Origin of the sequence: Vibrio sp. 10N.286.55.E10, from assembly GCF_002872555.1 — a bacterium.
Classification (GTDB): Bacteria; Pseudomonadota; Gammaproteobacteria; order Enterobacterales; family Vibrionaceae; genus Vibrio; species Vibrio crassostreae.
Window position 1 is genome coordinate 80646 of sequence record NZ_MCSD01000059.1, and the last position, 25347, is coordinate 105992.

Consider the following 25347-nt stretch of genomic DNA (forward strand, 5'->3'; position numbering starts at 1 on the left):
GTGGGTTCGTTGTGAGTTAGTTCGTAGAAGAGCGGTCTGAATCCAACTCTGGGTTTTGCTGCGCCTCTAAACGAGCCACTTCGGCATCAAGCTCTGCTATTTTCTCTGCCATGAGTGCGTGACAGCGATTGGCCAACTCCCTTGCATCGCTGAGCTTGTATCCGGATACATCGATAGGTTCCAGCATCTCGGTAATCGCAATACCGTTGTTTAATCGATTTAAGTCGATCTTATTGTGTGTGGTGCTGGTACACATCGGGGTGATAGGCACACCAGCTTCAATCGCCATTCGGAAAGCGCCTGTTTTGAATGGCAGTAATCCACGTCCTTTACTACGGGTTCCTTCAGGGTAAACCCAAACAGATAGATCTCTCTGATGAATCGCTTCCGCCACTTGTTTGATGGTATCGCGTGCTTTGGACTTGTCTTCACGGTTAATCATGATGTTACCGGTGATCCAATACAGCAGACCAAAGAAAGGCACGTACAACAAATCGCGTTTGCCCAATGAAACAGTGCGTGGTCTTAGCATTCCTGGGTCGGTCACAAAGTCCAATATGCTTTGGTGGTTAGAGATGTAGACGCTGTTTTCTGGTGTCGGGGCATTGTCGAGGCCGCGCTGCACCAGTTTTACACCGATGATCTTTTGGAGTTGGTTGAACCAACGACAGAAAACGTACACATGCTTGGGGTTCTTGGGGCTAAACAAGCAGTAAACAAAAGCACATAGAGTGGTGAGAATAATAAACACCGTAGCCAAAATAATACGAAGAACAGCAAGCACAATTCACTCCTTACTCACCACAGATGGCAGTGATTAAATAGTTTTAGATGCTTGAAGTTTTCACTCTATTTAACCGAATTGCAACAATTAACTGTGTTAGGGGGCTATTTTTAGATCTTTATATAAAACAAGGACTAACAATGGGCATTTGACACACTTATCGAGCTTACACGTGTTCACCAGTAATGGCTCATGATCACCAATACTGTTTATTTGGATCCGATTTTTCTACCCATTCAGGATCTTGACGCGATTCCAAGTAGAGTTGTAGGCCGTTATAAGACATGAAAGCTGCAGGGCCGCCGAGGTGTTCGAAATAGTCGAAATACTCATCTTCGAGCGCACATAGGTGGGCCAAATCTTCAACCTTGTTAGCTAACGCCCATTGAATGGCAAATACAGGCGCAACTGAGCCTGAAATATTCACCTCTTCGACGTTTGGGTTAAACATTGAATTAGCTTGCTCAAGCAGTATCTCTTCTTGTTCAGACTCTTGTTGTAGCACCTCTTCGACGATCTCCGAGCGCTTGGTATTAGAGACACTTTTGTTCAGCTTAGCGATTCGCAGTGCGTAGCTAAATCGGTCTGATGAAACGATGTCGACAAGCTGCGACAACAGCTCTTTGTCTACGCCTGCAGCCTTGGTGAAATAGTCTATACACGAATTGATTGAGGCATAACGAGTACCGTCAAACTCAAAGCCACTGGTTTCGTCGTATACCTCAAGTGGGATGTCATCAACCGACAAAGGCCAGCCTTTATAATCGACGCGTTGCTTGGCGATTTGATACATTTTCCACGCGCTGTGCCCAAACCCGCCAAGTGTCGAGCCCGAGAAATCAGAATCAATAAGTTCTTGCTCTGTCCAGTTCTCACCGATGCCAAGGTGCTTAGCGTACTTGTCTATCAGAGTGTGTTTTATCTGATCGCGCACAGACCAAATTGAGGTCAGATTCTTTGAATAGTTAATTCTCGCACACTCATTACAAGCCGGCAGTGCTATCGGTGAATGGCCAATCTTGGCAACAGCCTGCGCTGTCTTAGGAAATTCAACAAGGTTACTGGAAGGTTCACCACAAAACCAACAGGTGTGGCGCAGGTTGAACGGGGTATCTATGTGTGAGTATGTGTTCATTAGTCTTTATCGGCTAGGTGCTTTAGGCGAGTTAATCATCTTCAAACAATTATCTCTGTTCGCACGTCAGCTTGCACCTTGTTTGTTTTTGTTGTGCTGACGAAACTGATTCATGATGTGACTCGCCTGATGAGCTCATTAGGTAGATATTGATATAAAACAGTCACTAACGATAAATGTTGATTGGTGTGGCTGAACTTACATGAGCTGCTAGCAATCGCCCAAGCTCCCCATTACTATTGAGATAGACTCCTTACTCCAATAACGCATATGTCCTCATCGATTCCATTTTACGATAAAAATGCTCACACACTTTGCCAGCAGTACAACTCAGTTACGTTCGAGACGGTACATAAAAGCTGGCAAGCTTACTGGCCTTTAGAGGGCGATAAAGTACTAGATATCGGTGCAGGGAGCGGTCGTGATGCGCTATGGATGCACAAAGCCGGAGCTGATGTTATTGCGATAGAACCAAGTGCTTCATTACGCGAACAAGGCTCGAAATATACAGGCCCAAGTGTTACCTGGATTGATGATTCACTCCCCTCGCTTAGCCGCACTGAAAACCTCGGAATGCGTTTTGAGTTGATATTGGTGAGTGCGGTTTGGATGCATCTCGCTCCGTCTCATCGAGAGCGTGCATTTAGAAAATTGTCTAACTTGCTAGCTCCAAATGGCAAGCTGGTGATCACTCTGCGTCATGGGGAGTTTCAAGACAGTCGACAAGGCTATGAAGTCTCAGTTGAAGAGCTCGAGCGTTTATCAAAAAACAGCGCCTTGTTGGTTCGTCATGTTGATGATAGCCAAGATAGGTTGAACCGCAATGAAGTGTGGTGGCAAACCGTGGTGATGACATTGCCAGACGATGGCTCCGGTGACTTGAACAAGGTGCGCCACATTATTGTGAATGACAACAAGTCGGCCACATACAAGTTGGCTTTGTTGAGAACATTACTGCGAATTGCGGATGCTCATTCAGGCGCTGTGATTGATCGAACTGATGGGAAAATTTCTCTACCATTGGGCTTGGTCGCTCTGTATTGGGTTAGGCAGTTTAAGCGCTTGATTGATATCGATATAGAAGGCGCTGGGATTCAGCAAAATAGCAACACGAGTAAAGGCCTCGGATTTGTAAAAACGGATGGTTGGAACAAACTAAAGCATCTTAGTGCCGATGATCTAGCTATTGGTACTATGTTTTTAGGCGAGGAAGCCAAAGCATTGCAGAAGCTGTTTTCACAAACGATCAGTACTATTAAATCGGGTCCAGTGACCTTTATTTATCATGGCTCTAAAGAGAATAAGCTGTTTGAGATACTCCCACCTCAGCAGCGACGTAAGAGCCGAGAATCGCTGGTCATTGATAGTGAGTTCCTAGAAAGCTTTGGCTATTTCACTCTCGATGAAAGCCTGTGGGAGTGCTTTAGAATTTACCACTCTTGGATTGAACCGCTGGTGGTGAATCAATGGGTGATGGAGATGCAGCGTTTTGAGTTAAATCGACAGCGCAACATATCACTACAGACCTATCACGACTGTTTAGTCTGGATTGACCGAAACCATGATACTCGTGATGTACGCAAAAGAGTTGAACAGCTTAGAGCTGATCAGGCAGACATTGTCAGTGTTTGGAGTGGAAAATCATTAAAAAACGAGTATCACGTTGATCACTGTCTGCCTTTTGCTTATTGGCCGAATAACGACAAGTGGAACCTCTTTCCCACCACAAGCAAAGAGAATCTAAGCAAAAGTGACAAAGTTCCTACCGCTGAAAAACTTCGTGCGTCTAAGCCTCGTATTCTCGAATGGTGGCAATTGGCGTGGAACGATTCCGCTCATTTTGAACAACAGTTCTTTTCGGAAGCGGCTCTTTCTTTACCCAATATTCCACCACAGTGTCGAGATTTCGAAGAGGTGTTTGACGCTATGGGTTTGCAGGTACGCGGTGTGAAAAGCCGACTATTAATCAATGAGTGGCACTGATCGCAATTTACCCTCTAATTTAATCCTTTGAGTAACGGTAGAGTAAACAATGAAATACATCGGAATTGATGGCTGCAAGGCGGGTTGGATCGCTTGGATTGTCTCTGGCAATGAAACACCTGAGTTCAAGGTGGTGAAGACCCTCGAAGAGCTGGTTGATGATCTTACGGGATCAACAACATTAATCGATATGCCGATTGGCTTTAGCGATTCACTGACTCCAGATAGATTATGCGATAAAGCAGCAAGACGTTTCCTCACCAGCAAACGTGGCTCTTCCGTGTTTCCTGTTCCGTGTCGAGAGGCGGTTTACCAAACCGATTACATTGCGGCGTGCAGTGCTAATGTTGAGCAGCTTGATAAGAAGTTTTCTAAACAGACTTGGGGAATTGTGCCCAAGATTCGCGAGCTTGATGAACTCATTGAATCTCACTCAAGCCTTTCGATAAGGGAATCACATCCTGAGGTGGTGTTTGCAGCATTGAAAGGTGAACCGCTGACGTTTTCCAAACGAACGCAAGAAGGCAAAGAGGAACGGCTTTCTATTATTCAGCAACTCGCCCCTCAATGGTGTGACGGCTTGTCGTTGGCCGTTTCAAATACCAAGCGTAAAGACGTTGCGATAGACGATATTTATGACGCATTCATATTGATGTTGATTGCGTATCACGCTCCAACATTGTCGTGCTTGCCTGAATTTTCTGATATTGGCGGAAAGGCGGATAAGGATCAGAACGGACGAGTTCGAGAGATTGTCTATTGGGACAAAACGCGCTAACAAAGCGTGCGTTTAGTTTTGTTTAATGTGTTATTTTTCAATCCCTGTTGATTTCCACTCCTATTTTTTTGAGTCTCTGATATGAAACGTTTTATTGTCGGCTATCTGGCCACTGTGCTCAGTGCTGTGAGTAACGCCCAAGTTGCCCCTATATCTCAATGGCAATGCGACATGATGAAAAAGAACAATGTCTTGAGTAGTGGTGCGCCTGTCGGTTGTGAGCGACTATCCAAAGTGGATTTCGATTTCATTAATTTCAAAGGGGAAACGCAACAGGGCAATATGATCGTGCTTGATGTGGTTGCACCTGCTGTTGAACAAATTTTTTCGGAGCTCAAACAGCGCAATTTTCCTCTTCATTCCGCTCGCCTAATGCGTGAATTCAGAGGTGACGATAACGCCTCAATGGACGCGAACAACAGCAGTGCGTTTAATGCTCGTCCTATTATAGGTGGAGGTGGTTGGTCGAAGCATGCTTATGGTGTGGCGATAGACATCAACCCAGTTCAAAATCCTTTCTTAGCGTTCGATAGCAACGGAAAGATCACGGTAAAGCCTTCACAATCTGCGACAAGTTATGTGAACCGTACTCGCTTTCGTGCGCGTGATGAAATAGAACGCCGCGGCATGGCTGAAGATGTGGTTGAGCTTTTTGCCCATCACGGATTTATGATCTGGGGAGGGGATTGGAATAGCCCAATCGATACTCAGCATTTTGAGGTCGGCTCAAGAAAGTTTGTTAACCAACTGCTCTCTAAACCACAACCTGAAGCCAAGGTGTTATTTGAGCGCTACGTCGAATCTTATCGACAGTGCTATCTCAAAAATAAAGGTGAGGACGCAGAAAAAGCTCGGGCTATCTGTGCAAAGAAAACAGTCGGGACTTTTTAGTGCTATGTTTATCTAGAACCGTTTGTGTTTTAGCAAGTTAAACTCGCTTCAGGTGTGTTTTGAATAGCTAAGGTCAGCGCTTGTCGTTGGCCTTTTTTGTATTCATTTCTCCAATAGAACACCGAGCATTGAAAAGGTTATTGGGTATCCATTAGTCAATAATCGATAAGCGAATGCAGCGCAAAGTCATCGGTTTGTCATTGAAAAACTCATAGCGTTAACGTTTTGTGAGAACCATTACTGGTGGGGGAACTCTTCGCTGAAACGCCAGTATTATTAGTGAACTGATCACAACGGACCAACTAATGAAAAAGATACCTTTGGCTCTAACTCTTTTAAGCACTCTACTTTTTTCACAATACACTTTGGCTACTGATACTTCACACACCACTCAAAATCCTACTTACGAACTCGATGGTAAGTCGGTATTAGGCCGTACTGAGAACGTGTACCTATCTAGCGTTCAAGGGCTAAAAGACGTTCCTTTCATTGGTAAAATTGATACCGGTGCAGAAACCACTTCTATGCATGCTGAAGACATTCATGTGAAGAGCTCTAATCCCGATTACCAAAACCTCAAAGACAAAGAGTTGATGGCGGCGTTAACCGAAGACCTGTTGAACAATTCTGATGTTGATTACGATGATTGGGATGGCAGCACCTTTGCGAAATATGAAGCTGTGGTGTCTTTTAAGGTCCAAAACCCACGCACGGGAGACATGGTATTAATCGAAGCGCCTTTAGAGCGTGTCAGCATGATACGCAGCCGCACTAGCAGCACGCCTTTACTTCGTCCTACCGTAAAAATGTCGCTTACCATTGCAGACCAAGAGCTAAAAACAGACGTTAACCTGACCGACAGAAGTCACTTCTCTGCGCCAGTATTGATCGGCAAAACCTTCCTTGCAGATAACGCTTTAGTGTTTGCGGGCTACGACTACTTACAAGAGCAAGAGAACGCAACGGTGGTTGGCCGTAAAGAGGTGGTTTCTATCTCGGGAATGGCGATGAATGCGACCTTCTCTTTAAAGAACCGCTACAGCATTTTGCATGCAAAAGACATCGATGTAGATAAGAAGAACAGTGAAGTGACGTTTGATATGTTCGACAACGATGGCAAGCAGAAAGAGATGACACTGCCATTAGTTCGTATGTTAAGCGTAAGTGGTAAGAAAAGGCCTTTGGTGTATGTGCCGGTTCAACTCGATGAAAACACAACCAAAGACGTTCTGGTGTACCTACGTGAGCGCTCGAGTAGTGAGTCGCAGTTGAGATTTGGTACCAGCACTGCCAGTGAACTTTTCATGATTGACACCAATGCAGAAAATATTCTTTCTGAAGGTTCAGAGAGCTTTAGTGATGTTGCTAAAAAGAGTGAACCTTTGGTTATTTCTCCAGAAGAGGACATCACCCTTGATGACTTCCCACTCAAGGCCGTTGCCTCTTTCACTGTCAACACGCCTCTGTTGAAGGTCGACAGTTTTGAAATGACAGGTAAAGGCAAAGATGCTTCCGTTGAATTTTATCTTACGGATGTAAATGGTGAGAAGCAGAAGGTGACCAAGCCAATTATTAAGAAGCTTAAAGTCGGTGATGATACTCGTCCGGTTGTCAGTGGTGAGTTTGCGGTGTCTGGAAACGTTCGTACGCAAGAGTTTGCCATCGATGTGCTCAATACGAATGAGAAAGAAGCGTACTTTATTTTAGGCAAGAAGATGGCAAAAGACGGTGTGTATGTGAACACTCGCTCTGACTACCTTTTGAAAGCTGAGCCGCTGTTTAAAGTAGGGCACATCGAAGTCGTTGAAGTGAACGGCATGAAGTTCCCGGCCAAGCTCGACACTGGCGCGGATGTGAGCTCAATGAACGCAGTCAACATCAAACGATTTAAGAAAGATGGTCAAGACATGGTGAGCTTTACTTATCAAAACAACCAAGGCGATAAGCAAGACTTTACCAAGCCCGTGATTGATGTAATGCGTATTAAAGCCAAGAAAGGCGAAAAGGTGAACATTCGCCCTGTCGTAGAAATGAAGGTGAAGTTAGGCGACCTAGAGAAAGAGGTGAGAGTGAACCTTCAAGACCGCTCTCGTTTCGAATACAGCATGATCCTAGGTAAGAACTTCCTGAAACACGGCGCGGTAGTGAGTAGCGATGAAGATTACTTGCTAGGTGATATGGAGTAATGCCTAAACTTATCTAAGTTCGTATCAGAACAGTTCTAAACAGCCACACATTTCAGTAATGGGATGTGTGGTTTTTTATTGAGAGCCTAAACGGCTAACCATTAATACCTTGTGAATAAGTTAAAAAAAGCGGCTCCTTAGAGAGCCGCTTATTACTTAGTCATCACCTAAATAATCATCATTATTTGGGTTATGTGTATCAGACCAATCATCCATATCAGCATCGTTGTTTGGGTTGTTAATGTCTGACCAAACGTCTAGCTCATCTTGAGACATGTCACTTGAGTCCGGCATACTATTTCTTCCCTTGTTGGTTCGGGTTTATTTGCTTGCCACGGTTACCTTGATTCTGGTCATGCTGACGGTTAGTGCCGCTTGTTCCCTTGTTGGCATTAGGGATGTTTGCTGCATTGTCTGCTGGTGTGATTTTCTTAGCCATTGTCAATTTCCTTGTTTAATAACTAGCCTTGCGGATTTGTTTAATGATTCGCTCAAATCCTTGCCTAGTTGTGATTGCTTTAGGGTAAAGCCCATCAGGAGCAACACGCCAAACAAACCGGAACCCTCTACCCAACTTAAACCTAATATAGGTCGGACAAGAGCGGATCTTCTTACCCCCTAAGTTTGGGTATAAAGCTCCAGCTCGGAGTTGGGCTTCAATACTGAAAGCTCGCTCTGCATAGCATGAAGGAAGTTGAGATTGGAATGTATCAATAAGCTGTTTAGTTGAAGTCATTCTTGCTCTCCCTGATGAACTGATAGCAAGAATGATTGAGTGCACTGCACTCGCAACAACTAATTTAATAAATTATTTAATAGGTCATCGAACTCGACGGCTTCGAGGTATTTCTGCTTGATAAGGGTTTGGTATTGAGCCAGCGCAGGAGTTGTATTTCCTAGAGAGCATGCTGCAAGGTAGGCTTTTTCTATATCCTGATTGAAAAAGTGCATGATCATTGATTCACCTTGTGTCAGCAAGGCGCTTTGAGCCAATAGAGCCTGCATTACACTGGTTACGCCATTGAGAGAAAGTTGCGGTAACTCTTGAAAAGGGTTTGGTAACTTTTCCTTACTCAGGTCGATGTGTTCTGATTTTAATTTTACGATCAGCTCTGACAGCGCAGTCGTTTGAATGCCAACCGCGAGAATAGATTGTCTACCCATGACGACTGTTTCTAAAAAGTCCGCCGCTTCTATGCGTTTTTTAGAATGAGAAAAGATATCTTTGACTCGTTTACTATCAGCAAAGAATCCTTGTAGCAAAACGGCATTATGGAGTTTGGTTAGGCTATTACTTGCAATGAGCAAGTTATTCTTTGTTGAGCCCAGCGCCATAGGCTCTTTTCTAACCTCAAAGAAACCTTTGCTTCTTACTAGTGGGTACACCAAATCTTTGAATGATTTATGTTCGGCTAGCTTTATGTTGAATAGCTTCTTAATTGCATCAGGCGTTGAGATGTAGCTATCGGTTGAGGTGTAGCTATCGTTAGATTTCACACGATAGCTCCAATAGTTTTCGCTCTGGCAACGGCTTATCTTTTAATGACTCGCGTGCAATAAACTGTGCTCGCTCATACCAATCTGAACGGCAGCCATATTCGGATTTTTCATATTGGTCAATCACTCCCAAGCAGTATCCAGCGCGTAAACTTTCTGATAGCGATGTGGTTTGTGCCGCTAACAATCGTTTCGAACTTTTGGAGTCATAAATATTGATAAGTTCAACACAGCTATCGACCAGAGAGAGTTTTTTAGCATTGGAAACCATTGGTAAGATCGCTAGTGCAATAGCAAGCATGGCGTGTTTTTTATTGAGCATTTGTTACCTCAGCGTCCGTTTGTGCTTGTTTAGTATCGTTGTCGTTATTTGGGGTTTCTAATGGGGTGTCTGAGCCTGGGTTTAGAATCAGATCCTTGCTTGGGACTGCAATATACAAGCACAGTAATATAATGCTGAAAGAAAAGATTTGGTCGTAACTTTGCTCTAGCAATAACAGGTTTTTAAATTGCTCGGTACCTTCGAATAGGTCAATAAAAACAATCGTACTGGCACAAAGTAGCGCAGCCGTAATGAATTTTCCGTGCCATAAAAACGGGGTGCTAATGATATGCCACCAGCGAAGTGAGGTTTGTTTTGTATATACCCAATAGCGTTTTAGCAACACAAGAAATGAGATAAAAAAGATAATCTCGATGGTTGATACATCAGATAACCCATCTTGATATTCAAAAATATTGAGTAATTCAAAACTGATGACTGTAATACTCATACTGACGAGGAAAATGTAAATTAACGCTTTTAAAATAAATCCTAGCAAGCGACTTAATGTCCAATCAGCCTGCTGTAAATAGTGTTTTAAAGAGGGCGTAGCCAATTTGGGCTTCGGGGTATCGTTGTTGATAGTGCTCTGCTCATGATTTGTTTACGTAATAGATATTTTACATATATCACGGGTATTTAATTGCATAAAAAATAGATATTCATATGAAATGTTATGCAAATCATGGATTGCATCGATGATTTGTTATGTTTGCACTCTTTCATTGCCCCACCAGCCACTTCCCCGTAAAATTCGCGTCAATATCTGTTCGTACCAATACGACAACGTACACCTTTGTACGAGACCACCTCATATTCTGTAGGTAACATTAATGACCAACAAACTCTCCCTTCAACAGCTTGAATCTTTCCTATGGGAAACCGCTGACATTCTTCGTGGCAACATGGATGCTTCTGAATTTAAAGACTACATCTTTGGCATGATGTTCCTAAAGCGCATGTCGGATGCGTTTGAAGAAGAGCAAGAGAAAGTCATTGCCTACTACCTAGGGAAAGGGAAAACACAAGAACAAGCTATCGATCTGGCAAATGATGAAGATGAGTACGACGATACTTTTTACATGCCTGAAAGTTCTCGTTGGTCTGCGTTGAAAGATTTAAAGCACAACATCGGTGAAAGCCTGAATAAAGCCACCGAAGCGATTGAAGAACACAACTCTGCGCTTGAAGGCGTGTTGGTAACGATTGACTTCAACATTAAGAACAAACTGACTGATGCTAAGTTGCGTGACTTGCTTTCTCACTTTAGCCAGCACCGTCTGCGTAATGAAGATTTTGAACGTCCAGATATGCTGGGAACGGCTTACGAATACCTAATCAAGATGTTTGCCGACAGCGCAGGTAAAAAGGGCGGTGAGTTCTACACCCCTAGCGAAGTGGTACAACTGCTGGTGGCACTGTTAAAGCCTCATGCGGGCATGCGTATTTACGATCCAACCACAGGTTCAGGCGGTATGCTGGTTCAAACTCGTAACCACCTTGCTAAAAATGGTGAGAACGCATCAAACCTATCGCTATTTGGGCAAGAGATGAACCTAAATACGTGGGCAATTTGTAAGATGAACATGTTCTTACATGGCGTGCAAAGTGCCGACATCCGTAAAGGTGACACCCTACGTGAGCCTAAGCATACCGAAGGCGGTGAGCTAATGAGCTTTGACCGCGTAATCGCTAACCCGCCGTTCTCGCTGAAAAAGTGGGGTAAAGACGAGTGTGATAGTGATGGGTTTGGTCGTTTCCCTTATGGCACACCACCGAAAGATGCGGGTGATTTGGCCTTTGTTCAACATATGATCGCCAGCACCAACAACGAAGGTATGGTCGGTGTGGTTATGCCTCATGGTGTGCTATTCCGTGGTTCAAGTGAAAAAGCGATTCGCCAAGGTATTTTGGAAGATGATTTGCTAGAAGCGGTGATTGGTCTGCCATCGGGTTTGTTCTATGGTACGGGCATTCCTGCATGCCTACTTATCATCAACAAGAACAAAGCCGCAGCTCGTAAGGGCAAAGTCCTGTTCATTAACTCAGAGCTTGAGTTTGAAGAGGGTAAAAACCAGAACAAACTGCGCGAGCAAGACATCACTAAGATTGTCGAAACCTTCGAAAACCATTCGTTTGAAAGCAAATGCGATATTAAACGCTACGCAAAAGTGGTGAACTTTTCAGAAATTGCCGAGAACGATTTTAACCTCAATATTCGCCGTTATGCCGATACTTCACCTCCAGCAGAAATCTTCGATGTGCGCGCCATTCTTCATGGCGGCGTGCCAGTGCGTGAAGTGGAGAGTGAATACATTCAAGAAGAGATCATTCAAGGTTTTGACCTGTCGGTTGTCTTCGAGAAGAAAGATGCAGAACCTTCAGCCGATCAAGAGTACTACGTCTTCAAGCCAAGTATTGAAAGCAAAGAGCAGATTCGAGAAGTGATAGAGAAAGCGGATGCGGATGCGAAGGTTCTTCCCCTAACAATAAGCCAACTAGAACGCTGGTGGGATAAATACCAAGTCTCACTTCATGAACTAGATGAACAAGTAACGGGCGCAGAGCAAGTAATGCAAGGTTATTTGAAGGAGCTGGGCTATGAGTAAACTTCCTGAAAAATGGAAAATACTGTCCATAGGCGACTTTGCAAAAACTTCTGCGGGAGGAACTCCTAGTACTCAAATTCAAGAATATTGGGAAGGGGGGGATATTCCTTGGATGTCTTCAGGGGAAGTTCATAAGAAGCGAGTGTTTGCTGTTGATGGCCGTATAACACAGTCTGGTTACGGCAATAGTAGCGCAAAGTTATTCCCACCAAAGACAATATTAATGGCTCTTGCTGGGCAGGGTAAAACTCGCGGTACAGTCGCTATTAGTGAAATAGAGTTAACAACCAATCAATCTATTGCGGGGATATCAGTAACCGCTAAAAACGTATCACCTGACTTTGTGTATCATAACTTGGATAGTCGATATGATGAACTTAGAGGCGTTTCGGGAGGAAGTGGTAGGGCTGGATTGAACTTAACAATTATTAATGAGCAGGAACTGTTGATCCCCCCGCTTCCAGAACAAAAGAAAATCGCTGCTATCCTCACCTCTGTCGATGATGTGATTGAAAAAACGCAGGCGCAAATCGACAAGCTCAAAGACCTAAAAACAGGCATGATGCAAGAGCTGCTCACTCGTGGTGTCGGTGTAGATGGTAAGCCGCATACGGAATTTAAAGACTCTCCAGTGGGTAGGATTCCTAAGGGGTGGGATGTTGTTGCTCTATCTCAATCGCTATCTAAGATTGACTCAGGTTGGAGTCCTGCATGTGTCGAAACGCCGCCAGCGACTGGAGAATGGGGGGTAATTAAAGTCAGTGCTGTAACTAGGGGACGCTTTCTTGAACAAGAGTCAAAAACGTTACCCAATAATCTAGAGCCTAAGCCACATGCTCAAATAAAACGTGGTGATATTTTATTAACACGGGCTAATGGTGTTGCTGATTTGGTTGGTAAATGCGTCATGGTGCATGAGACTCCAAAGGCAAACTTGATGATGTCTGATAAGATTCTTAGGCTGAACTATAACGATAGAATCCATTCAACATATTTGCTGCACTATTTCAATTCTAGACAGGTACGTAAACAAATTGAATTGAGCTGGGGTGGTTCTAGTGGGCAGAAGAACATTAGCCAAGCAGATATCAAAGGCTACTTCATTGCGCTACCTCCATTGAACGAGCAAATTGTTATCGGCGATTCGATATCTAAAATAGATACCTTGTTATCTGTAAAAGAAGCAAAGCTTAGAAAACTTGAAGATTTAAAAAAAGCACTAATGCAAGATCTCCTCACAGGCAAAGTTCGCGTCAAGGTAGACAGCTAATGCTAAAAGCAATTCTTCACGGAAAAGCGGGGCGTATTGAGTACAACAAGGATGAGTCGGTCAGTTGGTCGAGTTTGTTTAAAGCCCGTGAAGATTTGCTCACGTCTACTTTTTTTGAGCGCTTTGCTTACCTATCTGATGATGTTCAAACTCAAATCCTAGCGAGTTGTTTTTCTTTGTCGCCTGATGATTTTCAGGCGAAATTTGGTGCATTTCAATCTATCGACTATTGGCCGAGGTACGAGCTAAGTGAAGGCGGTGAATCTCGCCAAGTTGAACCTGATCTGGTGATTCGCTTTGAACTGTGTAATTTGATTGTTGAAGTAAAACCACCAGAAGGTGGTGACCAATACTATGAACAGTGGCAAAGAGAGGTTGCTTCTTTTATTCAGTCGGATGAGCACAACGAGCTACCGCTACACTTTCTTGCGATTGGGCGTATTGAAGCAAGCAACGCGACCCAATGGGCTGAGTTACTTCACGAACGCTATGATTGCCTTAAAACAGTTAGTGCAACTAAGTGGCAAGCCGTAACGGACAACTTGGTTAAGTTAATCGAAGGTGATGGCATAAGCCCCACAGACAGACGAGTGCTTACCGATATGTTAGAAGCATTAGCTTTGTATGGGTTAAAAACGAATAGCTTTGAGTGGCATGATCTTATCTGTCACGGTTTTAACGCATTGTCACTTCAACACTCATTACTTTCTGAACATAGCATCAAGCAAGAGCTTGTTTCTGCCTGTGTATTTCAGTCTGAACCTCGTCTTATCAATCATAACTTTACCCCCGTCAGTTTAGATACCCTGTCGGTTTGGCCTAGGAACTCCCATGAATAACTCACAACCAGAAGATCTGTTCACCCAAGTCAGAACTGCGCACCGTTTGCTGGCGGCCTATTATCAGCGCTTACTGCCGACTCTTGAACAAATAGCGCATAGCGTTAATACAGAGTTCTATTTTTGGCATCCTGTTCGTTTTGATAAGCCGGGGAAAAATCCGTTTAAAAAATGGCAGTGGGATTTATTACCCGCCACCAATACGCGCTATGTGTTTAAGCAGTTCAGTAGCTACGGCGCCGTCACGCTCAATGATTACATTGTTGAATTTATTGTTATTAATGACTCGGGTGTGAATGATGAAGAGTATCAAGCACAGCCAGACGCATTAAAATTGAAAATCCCTGTAAGTGAAGCGGCAAGTGTTCTAAGGGTAGCGATTTATCGAGCTGTGGCTGAAAAAGAGGGCGATTTTTATCAACAATGGGAGGCAGGCAGCTACCCTAACTACTGTGATTCCGTTGAGATTGAGCAAGACAACCTCTTTTTAAAATATGGTTTCGAAGTCCCTTTAGAGAGCCTACTAACAGAGGAAGGTGTTGAAGCGATCACGGCTAGAATTCAAGAGCGCCTCGAAGAAACCAAACAGGTAGAGCCCGTCGCATCGCTTTAGCTAGGAATGATATGAAAAACAACGAATTCGATAAAGTAGAAGCCCCCGCCATTGCTCAGCTGGTGAAGCTCGGTTGGACTTATGTGCAAGGTAAATCACTTTCCCCAGAACATTCGAACCAAGAGCGTGCCTATCTACGTGACGTAATACTGGTGAAGCGCTTAGAAGCGGCGATTAAACGCATCAACCCTTGGATAAGCGACGAGAACCTACGCAAAGTATCAAGGGACGTGACTCACCCTAGCTTTGCTGCCTTAATGGAGTACAACCACGCCTTCTACCAAACCATGGTGAATTACCTATCGGTTGAGCAAGATCTAGGTAAAGGGCGCAAAGGGCAAACCGTTAAACTTATCGACTTCGATACGCCTTCCAATAACGAATTTCTAGTCACCAACCAGTTCAAAGTGGAAGGGGTTAACCAGAAAATTATCCCCGATATTATCTGCTTTGTGAACGGCATTCCCCTTGCGGTAATTGAATGTAAATCGCCATACATTTCAGACCCAATGAGCCATGGTATTGACCAGCTTCGCCGTTATGCAGATTTACGTGAACAGCAAGACGGTGAAGGGGCAGAAAAGCTGTTTTGGTATAACCAACTGATGGTTTCTACCTGTCGTGACCAAGCCAAAGTCGGCACCATTAGCTCGAGCAGCCAGCACTATGGTGATTGGAAAGACGCTTACCCATTCAGTGATGAAGCGTTAGCGAACCAGTCGCTACAAGATAACGTGGTGACGTTTCGTTCTGCGGTGGAGGTTCAATACCCTGATGATGTATTAGATGATGACTCTGTTAGTGAAGCTAATATAGAAAGCCAAGTCGAACTTATGCAAGCAGCAGAGCCCAAAGCCAGTTATGAGGTTTTGACCCATGTGACGGCTCAGCAACGTTTGCTAGCAGGTATGTTTAGCTTAGATAACTTCCTCGATATTCTGCAAAACTTCATCATCTATGAAACTGATGATGGCAAAATCATCAAGAAAGTGGCTCGCTATCAGCAATATCGAGCGGTGAATAAAGTCATCGAACGCTTGAAGGGAGGCAAAGATCGCAAAGCCCTTTCTCGTAAAGAAAGAAGTGGTGTGGTTTGGCATACCCAAGGCAGTGGTAAATCACTCACTATGGTTATGCTTGCCGTGAAGATGCGCCGTGACCCAGAATTACAGCAGTACAAACTGGTGTTTATTACCGATAGAACACAACTGGATGAGCAGCTTTCCAATACCTTCCGTGATGCCCAAGGTGAAACCGTTTATAACGCTGGCTCTGTGGCTGAATTAAAAGAGCTCTTAAAGAAAGACAGCTCAGATCTTGTGACTGCGATGGTGCAAAAGTTCTCCGATCTTGAAAAGGAGCAAGAGAAACAATCGACAGTAGCGGAAGGCTTTGTAGACCTAAACCCGAGTGACAAAATAATTGTTCTTGCTGATGAAGCTCACCGCACACAGTTTGGTGGGCTAGCCATGACCATCAATGCTGCGCTACCGAACGCGCCTAAAGTAGGCTTTACAGGGACACCCCTGCTTAAAACCCAGAAGATGGGGCAAGCATTCGGCGGCTATATTGACGAGTACAAAATCAACCAAGCTGTAGAAGACGGGGCGACTGTACGCCTTCTGTATGAAGGTCGAGAGGTTAAGTCTGAAGTGGCTGGAGATTCACTTGATAAGCTGTTTGAAGAATACTTTGGAGAATACACCGAAGACGAACAACGAGAAATAAAGAAAAAGTACGGGGTAGAGCGTGCAGTTCGTGAAGCGCCGGCTCGCATCCGTTGGGTATGTTTAGATTTACTCAAGCACTATAAAGAACACATTCGCCCCGATGGTTTTAAAGCGATGATAGTGGTGGGTAGCCGTCATGCTGCCGCTATTTTTAAAAAGACACTCGATGAGCTGGGTGCGCCTTCTTCTGAGGTGATAATTTCAGGTGGTCACAACGACAAAACGTATATCGCTAAGTACACCGACAAAGCGCATCAAAAGAAAGCGATTGAGAATTTCAAAAAGCCTTTTGGTATCGATAAAGCGGGAACCGAAGAGAAGAACAAAAAGTTTGATAACACGGCGTTTCTTATTGTGAAAGATATGCTGTTAACGGGTTTCGATGCCCCAATCGCTCAAGTCATGTATATCGACCGTAAGTTACAAGACCACACACTGATGCAAGCCATTGCCCGTGTGAACCGTACCTACAAGGGTAAGAATTGTGGCTATGTGGTGGATTATCACGGGTTAGCTACTCATCTTACTGAAGCGTTAGACTTGTTCAGCAGCGATGATGTAGAAGGCACATACCAAAGCCTGAAAGATGAAATTCCTAAGCTAAAAGCGAAACACACGAGAGCAATGTCTTTCTTCAATAAGGTTCTTAAAGACGGTGAGCCAAGTGACGATATTGATGATTACGTGTTGGCGCTAAAAGATGAAACGACCCGTGCTCAGTTCGACCTTGCTTTTAAGTTGTTCGCCAAGCAACTTAACGTGATTTTGCCTGACGCCAGTGCCGCACCTTTCATTCCGGATATGAAGTTACTGGGTAAGGTGCATAATGCGTCAAAGAACAAGTACCGTGATGCTGGCTTAGATATGAAAGAAATAGGTGAAAAGGTTCGCCAGCTGGTGGATGAGCATATTCTAAGTACAGGGGTAGACCCGAAAATCCCCCCTGTAGATTTACTCGCGGCGAACTTCAAAGAGACGATAAAACCAACCAAGTCGGATGAATCGAAAGCGTCTGAGATTGAGAGTGCAATTAAGCACCACATTACCATTAACCTCGATGAAGACCCTGAATATTACCGTTCGTTGAGTTTACGCCTGCGTGATGTCATTGAAAAAACAGCAGGTCAATGGTCACTTCAGTTAGAGCTACTACTAGATATGACTGACGATATTGGCAATGCCCACCAGCAAGCGGCACAAGATGTTGGTTTGTCGGAAACGGAATTTGCTTTCTACAATATTCTTATCTCAGAAGTTACGCATGTCAGTGATGGCGATGTGATTGATGAATCGCTTCATGAATCAATAAAACAGACAACTCAAACCTTAGTCGCGATGCTGGATGAAGCAACAGAGATTATTGATTTCTTCGCTAAGCAAGATGAAGTTAAGCGTATGAAGAAAGAGATTAAGCGTGCTGTGCTCGATCAGCCGTTTGGTGATAAAGCGCTAGTGAATGCGCTACAAGAACGTTTTATGGATCTCGCTAAGCATAAGTTTGGTAATAAGTGAGTAAGCAAAAAGCAATGAACAAGCGTGAACCTGAGCTGATTCATACTGAAGGTTATAGTGTGCTGGTGGAACGTACTTCACGTAGAAAAACCGCTTCAATCAAAGTTGAAGAAGGCGAAGTGATCATCGTTGTCCCTAAGCTGCTGGAGCGTGACAAAATAGATAAGCTCTTAGCGAGCAAACATCAATGGATAGTCGAAAAGATAGCGCAATACCAAACCGCCAGCCCTGCGACAATGCGAGAGTATGTGTCAGGTGAGTCATTGCCATACTTGGGGCGTAATTACCGCTTAAAAGTGCTTAAAGGCGACTTAGCGCCAACAAAACTGCTTAATGGACGTATTACGGTCACCGTTCCCGAACCATCCACACAAACGCACTATATTCGCCGAGCTTTAACGAATTGGTATAAGCGTCATGCTGATAAGAAGATTCGTGAGAAGGTAAGGCGTTACGAGTCGTTGGTGGGCGTTGAAACGGGAGTTGTTCGCACTAAAGAGTTTAAGAGTAGATGGGGCAGTTGTACCCCTTACGGTGATTTAGAATTTAACTGGGTGATTGTCATGGCTCCCAACAGGGTTGTTGATTACGTAGTGGTGCATGAGCTTTGTCATCTAATCCACCATGACCATTCGCCACAGTTCTGGAAAGAAGTTGAACGAGTCATGCCCGACTATAAAGAGCATAAAGAGTGGCTTAGAGGAAATGCACAAAATCTAATCATATAGTGCGTACGTTCACTAATGTAAAAAGACACCCTTAATTGAGACATAAAAAAAGGGCCAACTCTTTCGAGTTGGCCCTTTCCAAACGTTTGGTGGAGCTGGCGGGAGTTGAACCCGCGTCCAAAAATCATTCATCATTGGTACTACATGCTTAGTCGATCTTTAATTTCACCAGCAACCTGCGAACCGACACGCTAGTTAAAGGCTAACCTGAATTATAATTCGCGCTTTTCCTCTCAGGTGGGAGAATCCGCGCTAGCTAGTTTGGGTTTGATCTCTTATTGGTCCCCGTCTTACGAGCGGAAGCTAGGGTAAGAGAGCTCTGAGCAGGTTATTAAGCTGCTAGTGCGTAGTTTTCGTCGTTTGCGACTATTTTTTTGCGGCTTTTAACGTGGCCAACCGCCCCACGGCATGCACCTCAGACTTCAAAATTCCTGTCGAATCCTAAATCAGCCCCAAGTGTTATTTGCATAGTACCAGAAAAGCTTACCCTGTCTAGCACTGTGCGTTTAAGTGCTTAAAATTAACGCAAATTACTCTTCATAATTCGTGCTTTATCTCTCGCCCAATCTTTTTCTTTCATATCAGTACGTTTATCGTGCAGCTTTTTACCTTTCGCAACGCCAACTTTAATCTTCGCCCAAGAGCGAGACCAGTAAAGTGCGGTTGCGACAAGTGTCATGCCTTCACGGTTAATACGACCGATAAGGTTGTCGAGTTCTTTTCTCGACATAAGGAGTTTACGAATACGTGTTGGGTTCGCCACGATATGAGTACTCGCTTGAGTTAGCGGAGTAATCGTCATACCACTGATGAATGCTTCGCCATCTCGGATGTAAACGTAGCTTTCTGCGATATTGGTTTTGCCTTCACGTAGGGATTTTACTTCCCAGCCTTGTAGCTCAAGCCCCGCTTCTATCTCATCATCGATGAAATATTCGTGGCGAGCTTTCTTGTTAAGCGCAATGGTATTACTACCGGCTTTTGATTTTGATTTATTCTTTGCCATAATGGCCTCATTATACGGATTGCGCCCTAGTTGGGGAATCCTTTTTATTTGCGCTCTGGCCCAATACAATTAAAATTGCAGTTTGTGTTAATGTAACGCTGTCTTTAACAGGAGTCTATATGCCAAAGGTTACTCGTTCAGCATTAGTGTCGTTTAGTGCCGACCAGATGTTCAGCTTGGTCAATGATGTTGCTCGTTATCATGAGTTTTTGCCAGGGTGTTCTGGTTCACGTGTGATCGAATCTTCAGATTCAACTATGGTGGCTTCGGTTGATGTCTCTAAAGCTGGTATCAGCAAAACATTTACTACATCGAACCGTTTAGCGGATGGTGCAGAGATTTTGATGGAGCTGGTGGACGGCCCGTTCAAGAAGCTGCAGGGTGGTTGGTACTTTACTCCGCTTGATGAGCAAGCTTGTAAGGTTGAACTTAAGCTAGAGTTTGAGTTCTCTAGCCGAATGATTGAAATGGCATTTGGTAAGATTTTCAATGAGCTGACGAGTAATATGGTCAGTGCTTTTACTCAACGCGCGAAACAGGTTTACTAAGCCATGACTATTGAATCGGATATGATCCACGTAGAGGTTGTGTTTGCACTTCCGCATGAACAGCGTGTGTTTACTTTGGTAGTGAACAAGCACGCGACCGTTGAAGAGATCATTGCGCAGTCTGGTGTTTTGGAATTGTATCCAGAGATCGACTTAGCGAAAAATAAGGTTGGTGTATTCAGCCGTAACGTGAAGCTTGATGCGACGGTTCGTGATAAAGACCGTATCGAAATCTACCGTGCGCTATTGGCAGATCCAAAAGAGATTCGTCGCAAGCGTGCTGAACAAGCAAAAGCGGCCGCAGCTAAATCGTAATGCTAAACAAATTTAAGTTAGAAGAGAGCTCGCATCTGCGAGCTTTTTTGTGCCTGTTAGTTAGACACAGCAGCTAATTTGTTAGCAGATGTTAAAAAGCCTGCTCATATGAGCAGGCTTTTGCGATTCTTGCTTTGTCGACTGATAGCTTTATCGGCTGAGGGTTTTGTTGACTGGAAAGCTAGCGAAGGCTTTCGAAGAACTCATCACTGGCTTCAAAATCACCATTGATCGTTACTAGAGTGCCCGTAGCATCAAAGTTTACGACAAGGTTTTTCTGAATAGGGTCGTTGTGACCTTTCTGGTGGTGGTAAATGTAGTACCACGTATCTGGGTAGCCATTTTCGATAAGCATAGGTGAGCCCATAACGTAACGAACTTGTGTTTTTGTCATGCCAAACTTGAGCTGGTCGACAGCTTCTTGTTCAACATAGTTACCCTGATTGATGTCAATTCGATAAACCAACTTCTCTAATAGAGAGCAACCGGTCAACATTGTTAGTGCAAGTGGAACTGCAACTAACCACTTTTTAATTCGCATAGTTTGAGATCTTTCTTCGCTAAAATACTGCCTGATAATAAACAAGCTCCAGCAAGAAGTAAAAAGCTCCTTGCGCTTTGAGCTTGTTATGACTGGCAATTTTGAATTAAGTTGCAAAATTGCCAAGAATTTTCGGTAAATTATCAGAAAGTTGCTGAATATGTAACCTAAGCTGCGATTAATAGCTCTTTTGCGTTGGCAAGCGTCGATTCGGTAATTTGGCTGCCACCAAGCAGTCGAGCAAGCTCTGAAACACGTTGTTGCTCATCAAGCGTGTGCATTTGAGTCTCTGTTTTGCCCGATTTCGTGTTCTTCGCTACAAACAGCTGTTGGTGACCGCAACCGGCCACTTGAGGTAAGTGAGTCACACACATCACCTGCGTAGATTCGCCCAGCTTGCGAAGCATTTTTCCGACAACCGCAGCGGTTGGTCCACTGATACCCACATCGACTTCATCGAAAATCAGGCTTGGTGTGTCCACTTTTTGCGCTGTGATTACTTGAATCGCTAGTGAGATTCGTGATAACTCACCACCAGAGGCCACTTTCGCAATCGGCTGCATTGGCTGGCCTGGGTTGGTCGAAACAATGAAGGTCACGTTATCCATACCCAATGGAGAAGGGTGTGTGTTGGTGTTGTTCACTTCAATGGCAAACTGCGCTTTTTCCATGCTCAGTTCGTGCATGCTTTGCGTGATCAGCTTGTTGAGCTCTTTTGCGTAACGAGTTCGAGATTTATGAAGCTTCTCTGATTTAGCCACGAACGATTGGTATTGGTTTTCTACCTCGTTTGCTAATTCTTCCAACTTTTCATCTGAGCAATCAAGCGCTTCAACTTGTTGTAATAAATCTTGATGGTGCTTATATAGCTCTTCTGGCAACACGTGGTGTTTACGAGACATTGACATCACTTTTGAGAAGCGTTCTTCAACGTAAGCCATACGACCGGGATCAACATCAATGCTGTCTAGGTATGTTCTTAACTCGTTGTTGGTTTCTTCAATCTGAATAATGGCTTCAGAAAGCAAGTTCGGTAACTCGGCCAATCTTTCATCGAGCTCAGCTAACTGAATTAAGGAGTTATTGGCCGATTGCAGAATACCAAGCGCATTAACTTCTTCGCCTTCATAAATAAGCTCGATAGCTTGCTGACAGGTTGTGGCCAGTTCTCCGCTATTGGAGAGGCGCTTATGCTCTTGTTCGAGGTCTTCATATTCTTCCTCCCCAATAGACAGCTCATTTAACTCTTTGATTTGGTATTCAAGAAGTTGTTTTTGAGCTTGGTTTTGCTGGCTATTTTCACGTAACTCTTTTAAGTGGTTATCCGCTTGTCGCCACGCTTGGTAAGCATTACGTGTTGATTTCAATAGATTCAAGTGGCCTGCGTATTGATCAAGCATGGCCATTTGGTAATCGCTTTTCATCAACTGGTGATGCGCATGTTGACCATGAATGTTGATCAATAGTTGCCCTAGCGATTTCAATTGTGAAAGAGGGACAGGGCTACCGTTGATGAATGCACGAGAACGACCTTCTTTTGAGATGGTTCTGCGCAGGATGCACTCACTGCCATCAAGCAATTCGTTGTCTTCTAACCAGCGGGTTGCATGCAGATTGTTCTCAAGTAAAAAAGCGGCACTGACTTCGGTTTTTTCTTCACCTTGTCGAACCATTCCTGCATCGGATCTTCCTCCAAGGCACAAGCCTAAAGCATCGATAGCGATAGATTTACCCGCACCAGTTTCACCGGTGATTGTTGTCATGCCTTTAGAGAGTTCTAGCTGTAAAGACTTAACAATAGCGAAATTATTAACACTTAAATGAGCCAGCATTTTTATTTACCTGTATAACTGAACAATACTGTATATAAGCTCAGTATATACTGTTTCTTTATACAGTAAAGTCGGCAGGTGAAAATTTTTTGCGACAGCTCTCAGAATTAAGCTTGTCTGTAGACCACTGAAACCGCTATAGATTCCCAACTCGGTCGTTCCTTCCTCTTGGGAATGACGATGTGGTGGATTGGCGTAAAGACGAGATGGTGGGCTTTTAATCGGCAATAAAAAAGGCTGACGAATGTCGTCAGCCTTTCAAAATTATTCACTTTTACTTAGAACAGCTTACTCGACCAGCCTAGTTTGTTACGTAGAACGTGGTAGTAATTGTAGTCCTTAGGATGGATCAGTTTGAGTACATTTGGGCTTTGGTAAATGTGGATCTCATCGCCAGGGGAAACAGGCAGCGAGATTTGACCATCACAGCTCACTTCCTGAGTTCCGCGGTTATCAGGCGATACGATCAGCTTGATACGACGCTTGCCATCCACCACAAGTGGTCGACTTGAAAGGGTGTGTGGGAACATTGGTACTAGTGAGATCGCATTTAGGCTTGATGACAGGATAGGGCCGCCACCAGAAAGTGAGTAGGCGGTAGAACCTGTTGGCGTCGACACGATTAAACCATCAGAACGCTGCGAGAAAGCGAAGCTGTCGTCGATATAGACTTCAAACTCGATCATGTGTGCAACTTGACCTGGGTGAAGTACCGCTTCGTTTAGTGCTGCATTATGGCTTTTTATTTGGCCGTGACGGTGAATTTCCGTTTCAAGCAGGAAGCGTTCCTCTTCCATGAACTCGCCTTTGAGAACATCAGTAAGCGCACTCTGGAAGTTTTCAGGGTTGAGATCGGTTAGGAAACCAAGGTTGCCTCGGTTAACACCAATCACTGAAATGTCGAAACGTGACAAGATTCGAGCGGCACCGAGCATATTTCCGTCGCCACCGACCACAATGGCGAGATCGGCGCGTTTACCTAATTCAATCAGGCTAGAAAAATGTTCTTTTGGGATGTCGTCTAAAATAGTGGCGAGTCTGTCATCAACAAACACTTGATAACCCTCAGCACTTAACCACTGATAGAGCTCTCTATGAGTCTGAATTGCTTGCTGATCTCGAGGTTTACCAATAATGGCGATGACTTCAAATGGCTTTTTCATAACGTTTCCAAACGAATTAGGCTTGAATCAAAATTCTTCATCCCCATAATAAAGGCAAGTTGAACGTCTATGCGAGTGTTTTATATCAATTTGGGGCGCAAACACGCCTGTCACTTGCATTGAAAACGAATTCTGGAGATATCATGAGCAACGAAGAAAACAAAGTAACCGAAGAAGAGCTAGATCAGATCATCGCTGAAGCTGAGAAAGTTGAAGAAGCTGAGCTGAATGAAGACGCTGCTGATGAGCAGGAAGCAAAAATCGCTCAACTGGAAGCTGCACTGCTTTCTAGCGAATCTAAAGTGAAAGAGCAGCAAGATTCTGTTCTTCGCGCGAAAGCTGAAGTTGAAAACATGCGTCGCCGTAGCGAACAAGAAATTGATAAAGCGCGTAAATTCGCTTTGAACAAGTTTGCTGAAGGTCTACTTCCTGTAATCGACAACCTAGAGCGTGCAATGCAAGCGGCAGACGCTGAAAACGAAGTGGTTAAGCCACTGTTTGAAGGTGTTGAGCTAACGCACAAGACGTTCGTAGATACAGTTGCTAAGTTTGGTCTTAAAGAGATCAACCCTGAAGGTGAAGCGTTCAACCCTGAATTCCACCAAGCAATGTCTATCCAAGAAAGCCCAGATCATGAATCAAACACGGTTATGTTTGTGATGCAAAAAGGCTACGAACTAAACGGTCGTGTGGTTCGCCCAGCGATGGTTATGGTTGCTAAGTAATGACTTATTACGTTACCAACTGAATTGACTGGCGCATTGACTGAATAAGTCGTGGCGGCAAAATAAATCACTGGTTTACGTGAAATGAAAAGAGAGGCATATGCCTCTCTTTTTTTATGTCTATAGCCTGAGAGTCCACGTAAATAAGCATCAAAACCGCATTAAGAATGTCGTTCTTTTTATTTCATTCAGATCAGCGATTTAGAGTTTTGTGTTATGAAACTTGTTGTGATTGAGTGAATGTTTTGATGTCACATTTGTGATATTTTTGTAAATAAATACTTTTAATTGTTATCTTTGTATGTAAAATCCACTGCCATATAGCGATTTTGGTCGCATA

The 25347-nt window shown here is 44.0% G+C and carries 25 protein-coding genes and 1 other RNA gene; 13 read left to right on the forward strand and 13 right to left on the reverse strand.

Annotation, left to right across the window (positions count from 1 at the left end; genetic code table 11):
- Positions 1–16: 16 nt before the first annotated feature.
- Both BCV39_RS20670 and BCV39_RS20675 read right to left on the reverse strand, forming a co-directional pair.
- Positions 17–784: a 1-acylglycerol-3-phosphate O-acyltransferase gene (locus BCV39_RS20670; RefSeq protein WP_048663718.1), complete on the reverse strand. Its 768-nt coding sequence runs from the start codon at positions 782–784 to the stop codon at positions 17–19.
- Positions 785–980: 196 nt separating this feature from the next.
- Positions 981–1919: a hypothetical protein gene (locus BCV39_RS20675; protein WP_102431893.1), complete on the reverse strand. Its 939-nt coding sequence runs from the start codon at positions 1917–1919 to the stop codon at positions 981–983.
- 270 nt (positions 1920–2189) lie between these two features.
- On the opposite strand from BCV39_RS20675, the gene BCV39_RS20680 reads away from it, so the two are divergent.
- The 4 genes from BCV39_RS20680 (at position 2190) to BCV39_RS20695 (ending at position 7757) form a co-directional block, all read left to right on the forward strand.
- Positions 2190–3902 carry a class I SAM-dependent methyltransferase gene (locus BCV39_RS20680; RefSeq protein WP_102431894.1) on the forward strand — a complete coding sequence of 571 codons (1713 nt, stop codon included), beginning with the start codon at positions 2190–2192 and terminating at the stop codon, positions 3900–3902.
- A 49-nt stretch (positions 3903–3951) separates the two neighbouring features.
- Positions 3952–4680 (forward strand): DUF429 domain-containing protein, encoded by a 729-nt coding sequence (locus tag BCV39_RS20685; protein WP_102431895.1) that lies wholly within the window; start codon positions 3952–3954, stop codon positions 4678–4680.
- Between the two features lie 81 nt (positions 4681–4761).
- The gene (locus BCV39_RS20690; RefSeq protein ID WP_102431896.1) at positions 4762–5571 is read left to right on the forward strand and encodes a M15 family metallopeptidase; all 810 of its coding nucleotides are present in this window, start codon (positions 4762–4764) and stop codon (positions 5569–5571) included.
- Positions 5572–5876: 305 nt separating this feature from the next.
- Complete coding sequence (locus BCV39_RS20695; RefSeq protein WP_102431897.1) at positions 5877–7757, forward strand: RimK/LysX family protein; 1881 nt, start codon at positions 5877–5879, stop codon at positions 7755–7757.
- A gap of 156 nt (positions 7758–7913) precedes the next feature.
- Here BCV39_RS20695 and BCV39_RS23230 read toward each other — a convergent pair whose 3' ends face one another.
- The 6 genes from BCV39_RS23230 to BCV39_RS20715 are packed head-to-tail and all read right to left on the reverse strand — an operon-like array spanning position 7914 to position 10027.
- The gene (locus tag BCV39_RS23230; RefSeq protein WP_171329480.1) at positions 7914–8051 is read right to left on the reverse strand and encodes a hypothetical protein; all 138 of its coding nucleotides are present in this window, start codon (positions 8049–8051) and stop codon (positions 7914–7916) included.
- Between the two features lies 1 nt (position 8052).
- Complete coding sequence (locus tag BCV39_RS23235) at positions 8053–8196, reverse strand: hypothetical protein (protein WP_198591305.1); 144 nt, start codon at positions 8194–8196, stop codon at positions 8053–8055.
- Between the two features lie 15 nt (positions 8197–8211).
- Entirely contained in the window at positions 8212–8493 is a 282-nt protein-coding gene (locus tag BCV39_RS20700) for a hypothetical protein (protein WP_017091463.1), read from the reverse strand.
- A gap of 59 nt (positions 8494–8552) precedes the next feature.
- Entirely contained in the window at positions 8553–9254 is a 702-nt protein-coding gene (locus tag BCV39_RS20705) for a hypothetical protein (RefSeq protein ID WP_102431898.1), read from the reverse strand.
- A complete protein-coding gene (locus BCV39_RS20710; RefSeq protein WP_054542203.1) occupies positions 9244–9576 on the reverse strand; it encodes a hypothetical protein in 333 nt (110 codons plus the stop codon). Before BCV39_RS20710 ends, BCV39_RS20705 begins: the two co-directional genes overlap by 11 nt.
- On the reverse strand, positions 9566–10027 hold the full coding sequence (locus BCV39_RS20715; protein WP_102431899.1) for a hypothetical protein: 462 nt from the start codon (positions 10025–10027) through the stop codon (positions 9566–9568). The genes BCV39_RS20710 and BCV39_RS20715 overlap by 11 nt, the downstream gene beginning before the upstream one ends.
- A 382-nt stretch (positions 10028–10409) precedes the next feature.
- On the opposite strand from BCV39_RS20715, the gene BCV39_RS20720 reads away from it, so the two are divergent.
- Genes BCV39_RS20720 through BCV39_RS20745 form a run of 6 tightly spaced genes read left to right on the forward strand, consistent with a single transcriptional unit; the run spans position 10410 to position 18877 of the window.
- Positions 10410–12185: a type I restriction-modification system subunit M gene (locus BCV39_RS20720; protein WP_102431900.1), complete on the forward strand. Its 1776-nt coding sequence runs from the start codon at positions 10410–10412 to the stop codon at positions 12183–12185.
- Entirely contained in the window at positions 12178–13455 is a 1278-nt protein-coding gene (locus tag BCV39_RS20725; protein WP_102431901.1) for a restriction endonuclease subunit S, read from the forward strand. Before BCV39_RS20720 ends, BCV39_RS20725 begins: the two co-directional genes overlap by 8 nt.
- Positions 13455–14294: a hypothetical protein gene (locus BCV39_RS20730; protein WP_102431902.1), complete on the forward strand. Its 840-nt coding sequence runs from the start codon at positions 13455–13457 to the stop codon at positions 14292–14294. The genes BCV39_RS20725 and BCV39_RS20730 overlap by 1 nt, the downstream gene beginning before the upstream one ends.
- Positions 14287–14907 (forward strand): hypothetical protein, encoded by a 621-nt coding sequence (locus tag BCV39_RS20735; RefSeq protein WP_102431903.1) that lies wholly within the window; start codon positions 14287–14289, stop codon positions 14905–14907. Before BCV39_RS20730 ends, BCV39_RS20735 begins: the two co-directional genes overlap by 8 nt.
- Before the next feature lie 11 nt (positions 14908–14918).
- Positions 14919–18149 carry a type I restriction endonuclease subunit R gene (locus tag BCV39_RS20740; RefSeq protein WP_102431904.1) on the forward strand — a complete coding sequence of 1077 codons (3231 nt, stop codon included), beginning with the start codon at positions 14919–14921 and terminating at the stop codon, positions 18147–18149.
- Positions 18146–18877, forward strand: coding sequence for a SprT family zinc-dependent metalloprotease (locus BCV39_RS20745; protein ID WP_241902290.1), 732 nt, complete (start codon positions 18146–18148; stop codon positions 18875–18877). The genes BCV39_RS20740 and BCV39_RS20745 overlap by 4 nt, the downstream gene beginning before the upstream one ends.
- A gap of 87 nt (positions 18878–18964) precedes the next feature.
- On the opposite strand, the gene ssrA is transcribed toward BCV39_RS20745, so the two are convergent.
- Positions 18965–19331, reverse strand: a transfer-messenger RNA (tmRNA) gene (gene ssrA, locus BCV39_RS20750).
- A gap of 66 nt (positions 19332–19397) precedes the next feature.
- Positions 19398–19883 (reverse strand): SsrA-binding protein SmpB, encoded by a 486-nt coding sequence (gene smpB, locus BCV39_RS20755; RefSeq protein ID WP_004735156.1) that lies wholly within the window; start codon positions 19881–19883, stop codon positions 19398–19400.
- 119 nt (positions 19884–20002) lie between these two features.
- Between smpB and BCV39_RS20760 the strand changes: the two genes are divergently transcribed.
- Positions 20003–20431 carry an SRPBCC family protein gene (locus BCV39_RS20760; RefSeq protein WP_017106599.1) on the forward strand — a complete coding sequence of 143 codons (429 nt, stop codon included), beginning with the start codon at positions 20003–20005 and terminating at the stop codon, positions 20429–20431.
- A 3-nt stretch (positions 20432–20434) separates the two neighbouring features.
- On the forward strand, positions 20435–20746 hold the full coding sequence (locus BCV39_RS20765) for an RnfH family protein (RefSeq protein WP_009848325.1): 312 nt from the start codon (positions 20435–20437) through the stop codon (positions 20744–20746).
- Positions 20747–20927: 181 nt separating this feature from the next.
- On the opposite strand, the gene bamE is transcribed toward BCV39_RS20765, so the two are convergent.
- The 3 genes from bamE to nadK form a co-directional block, all read right to left on the reverse strand.
- Positions 20928–21287: an outer membrane protein assembly factor BamE gene (gene bamE / locus BCV39_RS20770; protein ID WP_009848326.1), complete on the reverse strand. Its 360-nt coding sequence runs from the start codon at positions 21285–21287 to the stop codon at positions 20928–20930.
- A gap of 167 nt (positions 21288–21454) precedes the next feature.
- Entirely contained in the window at positions 21455–23119 is a 1665-nt protein-coding gene (gene recN / locus BCV39_RS20775; protein WP_017059862.1) for a DNA repair protein RecN, read from the reverse strand.
- Positions 23120–23397: 278 nt separating this feature from the next.
- Positions 23398–24282: an NAD(+) kinase gene (gene nadK, locus BCV39_RS20780; RefSeq protein WP_017066747.1), complete on the reverse strand. Its 885-nt coding sequence runs from the start codon at positions 24280–24282 to the stop codon at positions 23398–23400.
- 143 nt (positions 24283–24425) lie between these two features.
- On the opposite strand from nadK, the gene grpE reads away from it, so the two are divergent.
- Complete coding sequence (gene grpE, locus BCV39_RS20785) at positions 24426–25007, forward strand: nucleotide exchange factor GrpE (protein ID WP_019823922.1); 582 nt, start codon at positions 24426–24428, stop codon at positions 25005–25007.
- Positions 25008–25347: the final 340 nt, after the last annotated feature.

What these genes read in the sequence shown, in the direction of transcription:
- BCV39_RS20675 (WP_102431893.1), bottom strand. Translation starts at nt 1,919, where the DNA reads ATGAACACATACTCACACATAGATACCCCGTTCAACCTGCGCCACACC.
- BCV39_RS20680 (WP_102431894.1), top strand. Translation starts at nt 2,190, where the DNA reads ATGTCCTCATCGATTCCATTTTACGATAAAAATGCTCACACACTTTGC.
- BCV39_RS20685 (WP_102431895.1), top strand. Translation starts at nt 3,952, where the DNA reads ATGAAATACATCGGAATTGATGGCTGCAAGGCGGGTTGGATCGCTTGG.
- BCV39_RS20690 (WP_102431896.1), top strand. Translation starts at nt 4,762, where the DNA reads ATGAAACGTTTTATTGTCGGCTATCTGGCCACTGTGCTCAGTGCTGTG.
- BCV39_RS20695 (WP_102431897.1), top strand. Translation starts at nt 5,877, where the DNA reads ATGAAAAAGATACCTTTGGCTCTAACTCTTTTAAGCACTCTACTTTTT.
- BCV39_RS23230 (WP_171329480.1), bottom strand. Translation starts at nt 8,051, where the DNA reads ATGCCGGACTCAAGTGACATGTCTCAAGATGAGCTAGACGTTTGGTCA.
- BCV39_RS23235 (WP_198591305.1), bottom strand. Translation starts at nt 8,196, where the DNA reads ATGGCTAAGAAAATCACACCAGCAGACAATGCAGCAAACATCCCTAAT.
- BCV39_RS20700 (WP_017091463.1), bottom strand. Translation starts at nt 8,493, where the DNA reads ATGACTTCAACTAAACAGCTTATTGATACATTCCAATCTCAACTTCCT.
- BCV39_RS20710 (WP_054542203.1), bottom strand. Translation starts at nt 9,576, where the DNA reads ATGCTCAATAAAAAACACGCCATGCTTGCTATTGCACTAGCGATCTTA.
- BCV39_RS20715 (WP_102431899.1), bottom strand. Translation starts at nt 10,027, where the DNA reads ATGAGTATTACAGTCATCAGTTTTGAATTACTCAATATTTTTGAATAT.
- BCV39_RS20720 (WP_102431900.1), top strand. Translation starts at nt 10,410, where the DNA reads ATGACCAACAAACTCTCCCTTCAACAGCTTGAATCTTTCCTATGGGAA.
- BCV39_RS20725 (WP_102431901.1), top strand. Translation starts at nt 12,178, where the DNA reads ATGAGTAAACTTCCTGAAAAATGGAAAATACTGTCCATAGGCGACTTT.
- BCV39_RS20730 (WP_102431902.1), top strand. Translation starts at nt 13,455, where the DNA reads ATGCTAAAAGCAATTCTTCACGGAAAAGCGGGGCGTATTGAGTACAAC.
- BCV39_RS20735 (WP_102431903.1), top strand. Translation starts at nt 14,287, where the DNA reads ATGAATAACTCACAACCAGAAGATCTGTTCACCCAAGTCAGAACTGCG.
- BCV39_RS20740 (WP_102431904.1), top strand. Translation starts at nt 14,919, where the DNA reads ATGAAAAACAACGAATTCGATAAAGTAGAAGCCCCCGCCATTGCTCAG.
- smpB (WP_004735156.1), bottom strand. Translation starts at nt 19,883, where the DNA reads ATGGCAAAGAATAAATCAAAATCAAAAGCCGGTAGTAATACCATTGCG.
- BCV39_RS20760 (WP_017106599.1), top strand. Translation starts at nt 20,003, where the DNA reads ATGCCAAAGGTTACTCGTTCAGCATTAGTGTCGTTTAGTGCCGACCAG.
- BCV39_RS20765 (WP_009848325.1), top strand. Translation starts at nt 20,435, where the DNA reads ATGACTATTGAATCGGATATGATCCACGTAGAGGTTGTGTTTGCACTT.
- bamE (WP_009848326.1), bottom strand. Translation starts at nt 21,287, where the DNA reads ATGCGAATTAAAAAGTGGTTAGTTGCAGTTCCACTTGCACTAACAATG.
- recN (WP_017059862.1), bottom strand. Translation starts at nt 23,119, where the DNA reads ATGCTGGCTCATTTAAGTGTTAATAATTTCGCTATTGTTAAGTCTTTA.
- nadK (WP_017066747.1), bottom strand. Translation starts at nt 24,282, where the DNA reads ATGAAAAAGCCATTTGAAGTCATCGCCATTATTGGTAAACCTCGAGAT.
- grpE (WP_019823922.1), top strand. Translation starts at nt 24,426, where the DNA reads ATGAGCAACGAAGAAAACAAAGTAACCGAAGAAGAGCTAGATCAGATC.